The following is a 13,656-nucleotide window of genomic DNA, read 5'->3' as shown; positions in this document are numbered from 1 at the left end:
TGTAGTACCACAACAAGTGGCTAAACCACTCGTGCAAGAGGAACAGCATGTAGAGCCTGTAGTACCACAACAAGTGGCTAAACCACTCGTGCAAGAGGAACAGCATGTAGAGCCTGTAGTACCACAACAAGTGGCTAAACCACTCCTGCAAGAGGAGCAGCATGAAGAGTCTGTAGTACCACAACAAGTGGCTAAACCACTCGTGCAAGAAGAACAACATGTAGAGCCTGTAACATCAGAACAAATCGCTAAACCTCTCGTACAAGAGGAACAGCATGAAGAACTTGTAGCATCAGAACAAATCGCTAAACCACTCGTGCAAGAGGAACAGCATGTAGAGCCTGTAGTACCACAACAAGTGACTAAACCACTCGTGCAAGAAGAACAACATGTAGAGCCTGTAACATCAGAACAAATCGCTAAACCACTCGTGCAAGAGGAACAGCATGTAGAGCCTGTAGTACCACAACAAGTGACTAAACCACTCGTGCAAGAAGAACAACATGTAGAGCCTGTAACATCAGAACAAATCGCTAAACCTCTCGTACAAGAGGATCAGCATGAAGAATCTGTAACATCAGAACAAATCGCTAAACCACTCGTGCAAGAGGAACAGCATGTAGAGCCTGTAGTACTACAACAAGTTACTAAACCACTCCTACAAGAGGAACAGGACAAAACCTTAGTGCCCTCAATTAAAATGGTCGCGCTAAAAGAAGGTGCTAAAGAGCAATCCAAAGAAGAAATCGATGAAGAAGAACAAGATCAACAGTTATCAGATCAGTACAGTGAAGAAGGAAGTTATTATGAACAAGAAGAAGACCTGATTGTCGAGGAAGAAACTGAGTCAACACAATCTGAAGAGCAACAACAAAAGAAAATCTCAGATCGACGCTTACAGGATGAAGAATCAGAACATCATTCAGAAGAGGACGCTTCTACAGAGTTAACACATGGTGTAAATGGCCCCAAATTACCCGCCGTTTTAGCCTCCACGATCCCATTAACACCGCCAACATCAGATCAAAAACATGAAGAGATGGAACTCCATCAAAAATCAAAAGGGGCAGCCCTCTCCGAAAAGCAAGACATCACTCCTGAAAGACTCGATTTACTCAATCAAATTCTTGAAGAAGAAGAAGCACAACGTCCTACTCACGGCAAATCTGCTCGAAAACAAGAAAGTACTGCAGCAAAATCAGGTCAGAATTTGAGTACTACAAGATACGGTTTCTCTATCTTTCAAGTTGGAACCAGATCAGGTACAAAAAGGCAAAAACCTGACGTTGAGAGCAAAGGCGTTGAGTATGTCCGCAATGAAATCAAACGGCTTAAAGAAGACCAAGGTTTCTTTTTTGGTCGTAGCGCCCATGAAAAAGCAGTCAAAATCGAAATTGCGCTTAGAGCAGCCTTAAGAAAAGGCGTAGCAGATGTACGGCTTGATCATGGAGTACGGGAAGCCTTGTCCGATCCTCGCATTTTTAGTCTCTGTGGCCTCATAAAAGCAAAGGCGTTGAATCATATTGATGAATCGCTAGAAGCGGAACAAAGGAGTATGAAGTTTTAATCTCAAATCCGCTCCCTCACGGTCGCGGTTTTAGTATCGAACGGGAAGATTGAACGGGGACGGACCCCAGTGGGGTCCGTCCCCCTCCTTTTGAAGTGTGGATCGCTCAGGGTCCGTCCCCCTCCTTTTGCCTCCTTTTGAAAAACCGAGCCGCGACCGTGAGGGAGCGGATATTTTTATTCCAACCACGGTCCAAAAACAACCTCATCACCATGTTGCTAAATTATCTATAATGTATACTATAATTTAAAAAAATAACTACAGGGAACGTAGGCATGAAACTTAAAAACAAAGTCGCTGTTGTTACTGGAGCAGCCAGTGGTATCGGGAAAGAAATCGCTCTGGTGTACGCAAAAGAAGGGGCAAAAGTTGCCATCGCCGATCTTAACCTCGATCAAGCACAACTAGTCGCTGATTCAATAAACTCTGCTGGCGGTCAAGCCATGGCAGTGGCCATGAACGTGACTGATGAAAGCCAAGTAAATCAAGGCATCGATGCAGTGGCTGATCAGTTTGGAGGCATTGATGTATTAGTCAGCAATGCTGGAATTCAGATTATTGAATCCGTCGACAAACTCGCCTTCTCAGATTGGAAAAAAATGCTAGCCATCCATCTAGATGGAGCATTTTTAACAACGAAAGCCTCTCTAAAACACATGTACAAATCAGGCAATGGTGGAAGCGTCATCTACATGGGTTCTGTACATTCTAAGGAAGCCTCTCTCCTAAAAGCGCCCTATGTAACCGCCAAACATGGCTTATTGGGATTATGTAAAGTCGTTGCCAAGGAAGGCGCTGCTCATAAAGTAAGAGCAAATGTGATATGCCCAGGCTTTGTTAGAACACCTCTCGTCGATAAACAAATTCCAGAGCAAGCAAAAGAACTAGGAATCAGCGAGCAAGATGTCATTAAAAAGGTCATGCTGAAAGAAACAGTGGATGGAGAATTTACTACGACCAATGACGTGGCTCAAACTGCCTTGTTTTTCGCGTCCTTCGAATCCAATGCTCTCACAGGACAATCATTAGTCGTCAGTCATGGTTGGTACATGGAATAATTTATGCATGAAAATACAAAAAGAGCTTCCGAACAGCCTAGGATAAAACCATGTTAATTATAGTGGGTTATATAGTTATCTTATTAAGTGTATTTGGGGGATTTGCATTAGCAGGAGGACATCTTGCTGCTGTATTTCAGCCACTGGAGCTATTAATCATCGGCGGAGCAGCAATAGGTGCGTTTATCGTCGGTAATAATCTATCATCCATCAAAGCAGTGCTCAAGGCATTGGGTGCAGCCTTTAAAGGCCAAAAATCTGCAAGACAAATGTCGAGTGACTTATTAAGTCTTCTTTATCATTTGCTCAGTAAGGCTAGACAACAAGGACTGATGTCACTAGAAACTGATATTGACGAACCTGAAAAAAGTCCTATTTTTAGCGGTTACCCTACTTTGATGAAAAATCACCACTTGATTGATTTTATTTGCGATTATTTGCGTCTAGTGATTACTGCTAATATGCAACCCTTCCAACTAGAAGCATTAATGGACATGGAAATCGAGTCACTGCATGAAGAGGAAATGATACCCGCAGCTGCTGTTACAAAACTTGCCGATGGAATGCCTGCATTTGGTATTGTTGCAGCTGTTTTAGGAGTCGTTCATACGATGGAGTCAATTAGTTTGCCACCTGCTGAATTAGGCGTTCTCATTGCCCATGCCCTTGTAGGAACCTTTTTAGGTATTTTAATTGGTTATGGGTTTATCGGGCCTATTGCTACATCGATAGAGGGAATAGCGAACCAAAATCTTATTATGCTACAGTGTGCCAAAGCAACCATTTTGGCAAGCTTACACAATAACCCACCCATTATTGCCGTAGAATTCGGTCGCAAGGTCCTGTTCTCTGCTCAAAGACCTTCATTTAACCAATTAAGCGAAGAGGTCAAAACTCCTCGCACTGGTGGGGGTGAAGCAGGGGCTTCAGCGGGAGCTGCTGCTGAAACGCCAACGGAAACTGCACCCAGTTAAGGGAATAAAATCATGGCTGAAATTAATGACATCAGCGATCCAGATAATTTAGATCCCAAAGAAAAAAAAGAAGCTCGGGAGAAGAAAGACAAAGCGCATGACGCATTACCCCCTATTATAAAAAAAATTAAAAAGGGTGGACACGGACACCATGGGGGAGCGTGGAAAATTGCCTATGCAGACTTTGTAACCGCCATGATGGCATTTTTCTTATTGATGTGGCTGGTCGCCTCCTTAAATAAGGCCCAAAAAGCAGGAATAGCGGAGTATTTTCGGCAACCCATGAAAGTCGCTCTTTTCGGAGGAAACAGCACTGGAAATAGAAAAGACGTTGTTGCTGGCGGTGGTCCTAATATTGAAGACACCGACGGACAAGTGACCGCGACAAATAAACCTCTAAAAAGTGACGAAAAGATTGCAAGCGAAACAAAAACCGAGGAAGGTTCAAGCGATGAACTCAAGAAACTCGAGCAATTAAAATCTGAAATCAACTTGAGCATGGAAAAAGATCCTTCTTTAGCTGGATTAAAAAAACAATTATTAATGGACGTCGTCTCTGAAGGACTTAGGATTCAGCTGATTGATAATCAAAAGAAACCTATGTTTGATGTGGGATCTGATCAAATAAACCCCGAAATAGAGCCAATTCTCGCCAACCTAGCTAAGCTTCTTAACTCTGTACCGAATAAGATCACTATACAAGGGCATACGGACGCAAGTCCGTACGATAATCCTCAAGAGCTAGAATACACGAACTGGGAGCTGTCAACACAAAGGGCTAATGCTGCTCGCAGGGCATTGATTAAGCTAGGAATGGATGAAAATAAGGTGATGACGATTACAGGCTTTTCTTCGACGATTTTACTGGATAAAAACAACCCTTATAACCCAGAAAACCGTCGTATCAGTATTATTGTGATGAAGAAAGGTGCAGAAACCAAAATTATGACCAATCAGTAAGACTGCATGACATTGATCACATCGGAACTCATGATGCAGTCCCCATCTTGATTCAACATCATGTATAATCGTGTATCGCCATTTTTATAGAGGTGAAAGATGATGCGAAATACCGTAACTTCACCATTGTCCAACTGAATTGTTTTAGGCTTCATGTCGGACATAAACGCATAATAGTTACTAAGCCCTAAAGGAAATAGAGTTTCTACCCAACTTGCGCTTGCTAATTTCCTTAAATGTGCCAAACCCATGTTGCGCTCAAAATTATAATCATAATCCACTACTACTTTGGCATTTTTTAATAATTCAGGACATGATTCTCCGCGCTCAATATGAGTTAGTGTAAAATTAATCGTTGCTTTTGCGGGCAACCCTACTGCAAAAACAGATCCCCAGCAACAAATGAACATCATTAACATTAGTCGTCTCATAAACACTCCTTTAGTAATAATTCTACAGGACTTACGAAAAACCCCAATCTCTTCGTTAAAAGACATTGTTAATTCGGTCATTTAGTCCATCTAAACTCCCTCATTAAAAATGTCTTTTGCCTCGACCTTGGGGTTTTTCGTAAGTCCTGTTCTACTGTGCATCATACGCTTAGCAATAATATACTCAAGCCGATATGCTGTTAATCATTGAATTTCCATGTCTAGAATTATTCGCTTGATTTGCATTCTAGGCTTGTTTATTATTAGGCTTTCGCCTGTTGAAACAATAGATCAATTGTGTTATTATTGTTCATTGCGCACCGCTTAAAATCAAATTGTTAAACGAGGATGCTTTTCATGTCAGTTAATGAGTCAGCAGCAGTCGAAGTATCGCCAATCACTACCGATAAAAAATCCGATTGGAATAAGCAAGACACGATATGGATGTTAAGCCTTTATGGGACTGCAATCGGGGCGGGTACATTATTTCTTCCTATCGATGCTGGACTTAATGGTATTTTACCTTTAATTATTATGACACTTCTGGCATTTCCAATGACCTATTTCTCTCATCGTGCGTTGTGCCGCTTTGTTCTTTCAAGCTCCTCCCCTCAAAACGATATTACAGAAGTAGTGGAAGAACACTTTGGGACTTTTGCAGGAAAACTGTTAACTGGACTCTACTTCTTTGCAATTTACCCCATTTTGTTAATGTACAGTGTCGCAATTACCAATACGACACAAAGCTTTCTAGTTAATCAACTGGGTGTAAATGCACCACCAAGGGCTCTTTTAGCCATAGTACTCATTTTGGCCCTGATGGCCATTGTTCGCTTTGGCCAAGAAATGATAATTAAATCAATGTCTTTTCTGGTGTACCCTTTTGCGACTATCTTGTTTTTATTGTCTTTGTACCTAATTCCAAATTGGAATGGAGCAATTTTCGAACATAGCAACTCACTCCATGCAAATGGAGGACATGGCATACTCATGACCCTTTGGCTGGTTATTCCTGTAATGGTGTTCTCCTTTAATCATTCGCCCATTATTTCTTCTTTTGCAGTGAGTCAAAGACAACAATATGGGAATCAGGCTGACAAGAAAAGCTCTAAAATCATGAAATACAGCCATTTAATGATGGTTTTTTCAGTGATGTTTTTTGTATTTAGCTGCGTATTTAGCTTATCACCACAGGATTTAATGCTTGCTAAGCAACAAAACATATCTATTTTATCTTATCTAGCTAACCACTTTAATACACCGATCATCGCTTATATAGCCCCCATTATTGCTTTTATAGCGATCTCAAAATCGTTTTTGGGACATTACTTAGGTGCAAAAGAAGGTCTAAGTGGCATTATTGTAAAATCGTTAAAATCAACCACTGGCAAAGCAATCAGTAAAAACTCACTGCACCGATTTATCGAGCTCTTTATGATTCTAACCTGCTGGCTAGTGGCAACCATTAACCCCAATATTTTAAAAATGATTGAAACACTTGGTGGCCCTGTTATTGCAGTTTTACTATTCCTGATGCCAATGTACGCCATTGCCAAAGTGCCTGCCATGAAAAAATACAGCAATCACATCAGCAATGTATTTATTACATTGATGGGGATAATTTCGATTTCTGCCATTGTTTATGGGTTGATGTAAAGGCTAATATTTATCTAAATCATCAGACTGAATTTGCAATTTTCCATCATTTTCATCGTATTTTGCTTCTTCATTTAGCCTGATTTGCAAACCCACGTTATTTTTAGAATCAGCAAATTTAATGGTATTTTCTTTGCTGATTTTTCCCCCTTGATACAAATCAAGCAAGGCCTGATCAAAAGTTTGCATGCCTTGTTCTTTGCTTCTTGCCATGACTTCTTTAATGTCATCGATCTTGCCTTTCTCAATCAAATCGGAAATATACGGTGAGTTAATTAAGACCTCTACGGCAGCTACTCGCTGATTAGCAATACCTGGAATTAAGCGCAAAGAAATAATTGCCTTTAAATTCAAAGATAAATCAAGTAAAAGCTGGTGTCTTGCATCTTCAGGAAAAAAGTTAATGACCCTATCTAGAGCCTGGTTGGCATTGTTTGAGTGAAGTGTTGATATGCATAAATGCCCTGTCTCAGCATAAGCTATAGCATGCTTCATAGTGTCTTTATCTCTAATCTCCCCAATTAAAATAACATCGGGAGCCTCTCGCATTGCATTTTTTAAAGCACTTTCATAACTCAATGTGTCAATTCCAACTTCACGTTGGTCGACAATCGATTTTTTATGTTTGTGTAAATACTCAATAGGGTCTTCTATCGTCAATATATGTCCTCTATGATTCTCATTTCTGTAATTCAGCATAGAAGCCAAGGTCGTTGATTTACCTGAACCAGTAGAACCAACTACTAAAATTAAACCACGTAATTCCATCACCAAGGTTTTTAATATTTGAGGCAAATTCAAATCTTCAATAGATGGTATTTCACCTTTGATGTAACGAATGACCATTGCCACTTCGCCACGTTGCCTGAACACATTAATCCTGAATCGCCCTATCCCCACCAATGAGAATGCCAAATTAATTTCCATTTTAGCTTCGAATTCTTTTTGTTGATCATCATTCATGATGGACAACACGATTTCAGCCATTTGTTGGGATTGAAGAGGGGTCTGTCCAACTGGGGCAATGATGCCTTCGATTTTAATGTGGGGTATCGCTCCAACACTAAAAAACAAGTCAGAAGCACCTTTGTCGACCATGAGCTTAAAAAATGGTGTTATGTCCATATAACCACTCTCTTATTGATTCTATTTATAAGTTTAGTAAAAGCTGTGAATTTTGCTAGAGTCAACTTATTGAAAGTATTTCATTTTAACAAGACTTCTAAATAACTCCCTTCAATTTCCCCTTCGCCCCAGGAATAGGGAGAAGGTGCCCGAAGGGCGGAAGGGGTTGATTGTTCGAAGTGATCTAGTTTATGTGGAGCACTTGGTGCTTGAAATGCTTACTAAAAACCCTAAGATTGAGGCAAAAAGTGTTTTTAATGAGGGAGTTTAGATGCATTAAATGACCGAATTAAAAACACTTTTTAACGAAGAGATTGTGAGTTTTTCGCAAGTCCTGTTTAATAAAGCAGATTGCGCCAAGCTTAATACCACTGACGCAATCAGAGTTGAATGAGTAGAAATCAATGTAGGGTTGTTGCAGAGGATTGTTTGATGTTCATTCTTTCCAACTCAAGCTGACAGACTGACAAGAAGTTTTCTTTTGCAGACTTACCTTCATCGGATTTAATGTCCATCTTGGAGATCTCCGCGTGTAATTTAGTTAAAAAGTCCAAAAGCTCTGACTCCGAATGCTCCTGAGAGGTCATTGCTCTATTGATGTTGACTGGCACTTTCTCACTGTCTTCTTTTTGTTCTAACTCTTCTTTTGGTGAGGGAGATGGACTAAGCATGTTTTGAAGATAGGGAGTAAAAAATGGTGACATCGCTAACTTTTCTGGGCCATCCTTTTTATCAGGAGAACTATACCAACGTTGTAATGATTCCATGTAATCCTGAATTATTTTGGGACCAAAAAACTGCTCATAACTTTGCACTTCAGCAGGGAAATTTTTGCCTAAGTGATTTCTGGGGCTGATGCCCTTTGATCTGAAATAGGACATCATGTTTCTCTCAAAATTATCTATTCCAGGAGCATCTGGATGGGTGACTACATCAATCGCGAGAATACGCTCATCTTCTGAATGGGTATAACTAGTAGACAAGCCACCATTCGTTCCCTTTATGTATCGAACGTAAATCGCATAGGTTACTGGATATTCACCTTTACTACCGGCTTTATTCAACAACGACTCCATTTTCTGCAATGTTTCCTCTAAGACTTTACCTGCATCCGCGTCTTTGACAGGAATTAAATAGCTAACGTCTCTCATTGCCTTGGGGAAGGCCACTTGTGGGTGACTGATGTGATTTTCAAAATCTACTTTTCTAGCAGTGCCTCTTGTTCCAGTCACTACTGCTGCAGACAGCAACATAAACGCAGGCATGAGATGCTTTAAGCCAGAATCCAACAAATACTCCATAACGGATGAGCCAATACGCACCTGCAACTCCTGTGCAAATGAACTAATGTCTGGAGCATAAGGAGCATTTTCTCTAGTGGTTGGTTTTTCAGTAGTGTAGTTCCATTTGCGAATTTGCCATTTAGAGACTAGTTTACCGGTCTCGGGACAAGAATAGCTTGGCATCCCCATAATGCTCACATACTGGTTATTCTTTAACACCCCAGCGAGTTTTCCAGACATTTCCTTTGTATCAGAATATAATTCGATTGATTCTTCAAGATTAAAGGCTTTTACCGCCCGTATTTTCATGCTCAATACAACACCCAGTAAACCACTATGTCCACCGACTAAATTTGCAAAATCGGGATCATCTCGTGTTAGCTCTCGAATATTTCCCTCAGCATCACAGATCTTTATGGATTCAATCAAACCACTAAATGCAGGCTCATCTCGTCCAGTACCATGACCTGCTGTCCCTGCCAACCCTACTGCACTCACCCAAGCAATCATGCTGGCTGTCGTTAAAGACAATTTATGTTTACGTAAAAAATCAGCCAATTCAGAGATCTGCACACCTGCGCTAACTTCAACTAAAGAAACAGGCAATTGGTGAATCGGATTTTTAGGATTCACTACTGGTGGATTTTTCATGGTGCCTAGTACTTTTGTATACTGATAGCTTTTTGCAAAACGGATGATCACATCAGTCCCTGCGGTATCCACAGAAGCACGCCCTCCAACAACTTGTGAAAATGAAAAACCTTCGTTGTACTGCTCCTCTTGTTCCTTATCCCAACCAAACAAGCAGAAACATTTGCATTTTTTAGTATCCGTCCACCCGGCTGTAGCACGAACGGTTATCTTATTTTGAGGATTACGATCTTTATTTAACTCTTTAATGGCCTTCATCACCATAGAAATTTGCTTGTCATTTTTGATTTCCAGCACCAATGCAGCTGGGTTTTTGACAGTTTCCATATAATTCGACCAACCTGAAGAATATGAAATACCATTTTTATTGAGCATCTGGATAAATTGCTTTTGTAACTCTGCGGGAAACGTCATATTCACTCCATGTCAAATTAATCCATGTTAACACCAAGCGCGCGGCCAGAGGGTACATCACCTTGATTGAGCCCCTTGATTACTTACTCGCAAATCTATCCTACTACGAAAAATCGATGGAAATAAAGATTAGGGCAAGGAGCGGCAACAAGGAGTGGGGACGGACCCCAGTGGGGTCCGTCCCCTTTGTTTTTTCCCCTTAATTTTCCATTGTTTAACTTGATTATGACGGTAATTAAATTCCCTCAAATTAACCCAACACTTGCAACACATCACGCAAATACTTAACCGGGAGAATTTCCATTGCTGAAGAGTTTTGCTTCGGTGCATTTGCAAAGGGCACAATTGCACGTTTAAAGCCATGTTTGACAGCCTCTTTTATACGTTCCTGGCCACTTTGCACAGGTCTAATCTCCCCTGCTAAACCAACTTCACCAAAGATAATGGTCTCACTATCAAATACCCGGTTGCGCAGACTCGATACCACTGCGGCCAATAAAGCGAGATCACTCGCAGTTTCAGTCACTTTAACTCCACCGACCACATTGATAAAAACATCCTGATCATAGGTAACAATCCCTCCATGACGATGCAAAACAGCGAGAAGAATTGCCAAACGATTGTGCTCAAGCCCTGCTGTGACTCGTTTCGCTTGTTGACCATGAGCCTCATCTACTAAAGCTTGGACCTCTACCAACATAGGTCTAGATCCCTCCCAAGTCACCATTACTGCACTCCCTGGGGTAGGGTCGGGTTGTCTTGATAAAAAGATTGCAGAAGGGTTTGCAACTTCCTTCAAGCCTTTATCAGTCATAGCAAATACACCTAATTCATTGACGGCTCCAAAGCGATTTTTTATAGCACGAATCACTCGAAAACGACTGTCATTTTGACCTTCAAAATACAAAACACTATCCACCATATGTTCTAATACACGAGGTCCTGCTAATGTCCCTTCTTTTGTCACATGCCCCACTAAGAAAACAGCTGTATTCGTCATTTTGGCATAGCGAACTAGTTGAGCAGCAGACTCCCGTACTTGGCTAACTCCTCCCGGAGCAGAACTAATACTTTCAGTAAATATGGTTTGCACGGAGTCAACTACGATTACCTTAGGCTGCTCTTTTTGTGCATGAGTTATGATCGACTCTACTTGGGTTTCCGCTAATAAACGCAGTCCAGCCAGAGGCAACCCAAGTCTTTGAGCGCGCATGGCGACTTGTTGTAATGACTCTTCTCCAGTCACATACAATACTGTTTCTTGCATGGATAAATTGGCTAAGGTTTGAAGCAATAAGGTCGACTTTCCAATTCCCGGATCTCCACCAATTAATACCACTGAACCATAGACCAAACCACCCCCTAATACACGGTTTAATTCAGATAAACCGCAATCCATTCGGATTTCTTGAACCATAACCACGTCTTCAACAGCCGTGACCTGCGATCGTTGGTTAGCCCACTGCCCACTTCGAGCTGTGCGGCTGGGGGGAACAACACCCTCTTCGACTACAGAATTCCATGCTCCACATTGACCACATTGCCCCGCCCATTGCTTAAATACAGATGCACATTGGTTACAAACGTATTGAGTTTTAACTTTCATAATTAGACCTTCGGTAAACTAAGTTATCCGTGATTTCAAGTTCCTTGGGCTTATAATAACCCTTTTAAACAAGAATTGCTTAGCCGTTTTTAATGATCATTTTACGAGTTCTTTGCTAAATAATTATTAAATTTTTACTTTTTAAAAAAACCATGCTGTGCTAATATTGCCCACCTCGACAATAAGGTACAACAGAGGGTGTAAAAATGGCTCAAACGAAGTTAGATCAAACCACAAGTCCAACTACCGAGAATAATAAAAAAACAGCAATTATTCTTAAGAAGCTCAACCTAACCCTAGCTCAATACTTAATGGCTTATTCTAAAACTGTAGATGAATTTGCAAAAAACAAAATCCTAGTAGATGCGCTAAATGCTTATTCTGATGTAATGGAAAATTTAACACAACACTATAAAGTGAGAAATGACTCCATTGAACGATTAAAAGACGATGTTAGAAGTCAAATTCAATTTTTCAAAGACATATTAAACCATGATTTTCCAACTCTGCTGGTAAACCAAATTCCGTTGAATGCCGAAGATAAAATGAAGCTTCAGCAGGCACAGCAAGCCCGTCAACAAGAACTACTTCGTCAACAAGAACTAGCTCGTCAACAAGAACTAGCTCGTCAACAAGAACTAGCTCGTCAACAAGAACTAGCTCGTCAACAAGAACTAGCTCGTCAGCAAGAATTAGCACGTCAACAAGAACTAGCTCGTCAGCAAGAACTAGCTCGTCAAAAAGAACTAGCTCGTCCACAAGAACTAGCTCGTCCACAAGAATTAGCTCGTCGATTAATAGCAAAACGCAGTGAGTTAATGAAACCAATTGATGATGCAATTAACGCCTTAAAATTGAATTTAAAAAAGCCAGTTTCTGGATATAACTCTCGCAAAACTGAAAAGGTTGTTAGCGATATTCTACAAGATATTAACCTTGCACGTGATGCCTACTTGACTAGTTTAAATCTAGGAGCAATTGGCAATCCTCAACTTGAAAATTCTGCAATGAATCGCTTCAAACTTGCTTGTCATTCAGCTATAAATAAAGTCGATCGCAAAGCAGTATTGGATAATGACATTACCTATGCGGACTATTTTAAAGACTTTTTAAAGATGATATACAACAAAATAGTTGCTCATATTCCAGATTTCTCGACTCAGAGCAGATACAGCTTCTACACGCTTGCAAAAGCTGAAACAGCAAGTGCTGTTGAATCCTTTGAGAGGGAGCTAAGAACTGATGTATTAACCGTTTAATCTCTTTTTATAACCCACTTATTGATTTTTTAGCGAAGATATCGTTAAAAGACTCATAAGTGGGTATTTTTTAATCATATCCTTTTATTTTAAATGCATTTCCATTACTGTAAATAGACTCTATGAGTGATTCTTTATGGCGGTACCTAAGACCAACGTAGACGATTGCTATTAGATCAATGGAGTTAATTTATAAAACGAGGATATACACATGCCAGGATTTACAAAAGGACAAAATCCAATAGCTGGCCTATCTGGATTGAAGCGTTTCATGGAAGACAAAATTGCTAATGCCAATGAATCCTCCAATATTGAAGACAAATTAAAACACCTAGAAGAGGCTCACGCCGAACATTTTCAAAAAATGGGCTCGTTGACGACTATCTACAAAGGTGGCAGTGAACAAGTTGATGAATTAAAAATTCAAATTCGCACGTTGTATGAGCAAATGATGGAAATGAAACAGAAGTGCAAAGACTCCATACAACCACTCAAGAAAGGCCATTCAGGATTCTTTAGTGTCAAGAGTAATGACTCCAGCAGTAAAGAGCTTGATGAATATTCAGATGATTTACAACCATCCACTTGGTGGTAGATGATTCACATCAGAGCGAGGACAGACCCCAAAGGGTCCGTCCCCTAGTTTATTTAAGTTGTAGTTGAAACCTCTAT

11 protein-coding genes are annotated in these 13,656 nt (G+C 40.5%); 7 read left to right on the top strand and 4 right to left on the bottom strand.

Annotation, left to right across the window (positions count from 1 at the left end; all coding sequences use genetic code 11):
- From Lwal_RS17530 to motB, 4 genes are all read left to right on the top strand, one after another.
- Window positions 1-1,567 (top strand): hypothetical protein (locus tag Lwal_RS17530; RefSeq protein WP_202972554.1); only part of this gene is annotated, 1,567 nt, incomplete at its 5' end.
- A gap of 275 nt (window positions 1,568-1,842) precedes the next feature.
- Entirely contained in the window at window positions 1,843-2,625 is a 783-nt protein-coding gene (locus tag Lwal_RS05980) for a 3-hydroxybutyrate dehydrogenase (RefSeq protein ID WP_058479918.1), read from the top strand.
- Window positions 2,626-2,675: 50 nt separating this feature from the next.
- Entirely contained in the window at window positions 2,676-3,599 is a 924-nt protein-coding gene (motA, locus tag Lwal_RS05975; protein ID WP_058479917.1) for a flagellar motor stator protein MotA, read from the top strand.
- 12 nt (window positions 3,600-3,611) lie between these two features.
- Window positions 3,612-4,559 carry a flagellar motor protein MotB gene (gene motB / locus Lwal_RS05970; RefSeq protein WP_065235653.1) on the top strand — a complete coding sequence of 316 codons (948 nt, stop codon included), beginning with the start codon at window positions 3,612-3,614 and terminating at the stop codon, window positions 4,557-4,559.
- Here motB and Lwal_RS05965 read toward each other — a convergent pair.
- A complete protein-coding gene (locus Lwal_RS05965; RefSeq protein ID WP_058479916.1) occupies window positions 4,553-4,990 on the bottom strand; it encodes a hypothetical protein in 438 nt (145 codons plus the stop codon). The two genes, motB and Lwal_RS05965, sit on opposite strands and share 7 nt — an antisense overlap.
- Before the next feature lie 357 nt (window positions 4,991-5,347).
- Here Lwal_RS05965 and Lwal_RS05960 point away from each other — a divergent pair, with 357 nt between their 5' ends.
- Window positions 5,348-6,646 (top strand): serine/threonine transporter, encoded by a 1,299-nt coding sequence (locus tag Lwal_RS05960; RefSeq protein WP_058479915.1) that lies wholly within the window; start codon window positions 5,348-5,350, stop codon window positions 6,644-6,646.
- Window positions 6,647-6,649: 3 nt separating this feature from the next.
- On the opposite strand, the gene Lwal_RS05955 is transcribed toward Lwal_RS05960, so the two are convergent.
- The 3 genes from Lwal_RS05955 to radA all read right to left on the bottom strand — a co-directional run bounded on the left by Lwal_RS05955 (window position 6,650) and on the right by radA (window position 11,725).
- Window positions 6,650-7,771, bottom strand: a complete 1,122-nt coding sequence (locus Lwal_RS05955; RefSeq protein ID WP_058479914.1) for a PilT/PilU family type 4a pilus ATPase — start codon at window positions 7,769-7,771, stop codon at window positions 6,650-6,652.
- 401 nt (window positions 7,772-8,172) lie between these two features.
- Window positions 8,173-10,119, bottom strand: a complete 1,947-nt coding sequence (locus Lwal_RS05950; protein WP_058479913.1) for an FAD-binding oxidoreductase — start codon at window positions 10,117-10,119, stop codon at window positions 8,173-8,175.
- Window positions 10,120-10,369: 250 nt separating this feature from the next.
- A complete protein-coding gene (gene radA, locus Lwal_RS05945; protein ID WP_083500046.1) occupies window positions 10,370-11,725 on the bottom strand; it encodes a DNA repair protein RadA in 1,356 nt (451 codons plus the stop codon).
- A 206-nt stretch (window positions 11,726-11,931) separates the two neighbouring features.
- Between radA and Lwal_RS05940 the strand changes: the two genes are divergently transcribed.
- Together Lwal_RS05940 and Lwal_RS05935 are read left to right on the top strand one after the other, a co-directional pair.
- Window positions 11,932-12,984 carry a hypothetical protein gene (locus tag Lwal_RS05940; RefSeq protein ID WP_058479911.1) on the top strand — a complete coding sequence of 351 codons (1,053 nt, stop codon included), beginning with the start codon at window positions 11,932-11,934 and terminating at the stop codon, window positions 12,982-12,984.
- Between the two features lie 211 nt (window positions 12,985-13,195).
- On the top strand, window positions 13,196-13,579 hold the full coding sequence (locus tag Lwal_RS05935) for a hypothetical protein (protein WP_058479910.1): 384 nt from the start codon (window positions 13,196-13,198) through the stop codon (window positions 13,577-13,579).
- Window positions 13,580-13,656: the final 77 nt, after the last annotated feature.

Source organism: Legionella waltersii, assembly GCF_001468085.1.
Classification (GTDB): domain Bacteria; phylum Pseudomonadota; class Gammaproteobacteria; order Legionellales; family Legionellaceae; genus Legionella; species Legionella waltersii.
The sequence above is the reverse complement of the archived record's forward strand: the minus strand, read 5'-3'. Positions and strand labels throughout refer to the sequence as shown.

Excerpts from the sequence above, each read along its gene's own strand:
- Lwal_RS05980 (WP_058479918.1), top strand. The coding sequence starts at position 1,843 with ATGAAACTTAAAAACAAAGTCGCTGTTGTTACTGGAGCAGCCAGTGGT.
- motA (WP_058479917.1), top strand. The coding sequence starts at position 2,676 with ATGTTAATTATAGTGGGTTATATAGTTATCTTATTAAGTGTATTTGGG.
- motB (WP_065235653.1), top strand. The coding sequence starts at position 3,612 with ATGGCTGAAATTAATGACATCAGCGATCCAGATAATTTAGATCCCAAA.
- Lwal_RS05965 (WP_058479916.1), bottom strand. The coding sequence starts at position 4,990 with ATGAGACGACTAATGTTAATGATGTTCATTTGTTGCTGGGGATCTGTT.
- Lwal_RS05960 (WP_058479915.1), top strand. The coding sequence starts at position 5,348 with ATGTCAGTTAATGAGTCAGCAGCAGTCGAAGTATCGCCAATCACTACC.
- Lwal_RS05955 (WP_058479914.1), bottom strand. The coding sequence starts at position 7,771 with ATGGACATAACACCATTTTTTAAGCTCATGGTCGACAAAGGTGCTTCT.
- Lwal_RS05950 (WP_058479913.1), bottom strand. The coding sequence starts at position 10,119 with ATGACGTTTCCCGCAGAGTTACAAAAGCAATTTATCCAGATGCTCAAT.
- radA (WP_083500046.1), bottom strand. The coding sequence starts at position 11,725 with ATGAAAGTTAAAACTCAATACGTTTGTAACCAATGTGCATCTGTATTT.
- Lwal_RS05940 (WP_058479911.1), top strand. The coding sequence starts at position 11,932 with ATGGCTCAAACGAAGTTAGATCAAACCACAAGTCCAACTACCGAGAAT.
- Lwal_RS05935 (WP_058479910.1), top strand. The coding sequence starts at position 13,196 with ATGCCAGGATTTACAAAAGGACAAAATCCAATAGCTGGCCTATCTGGA.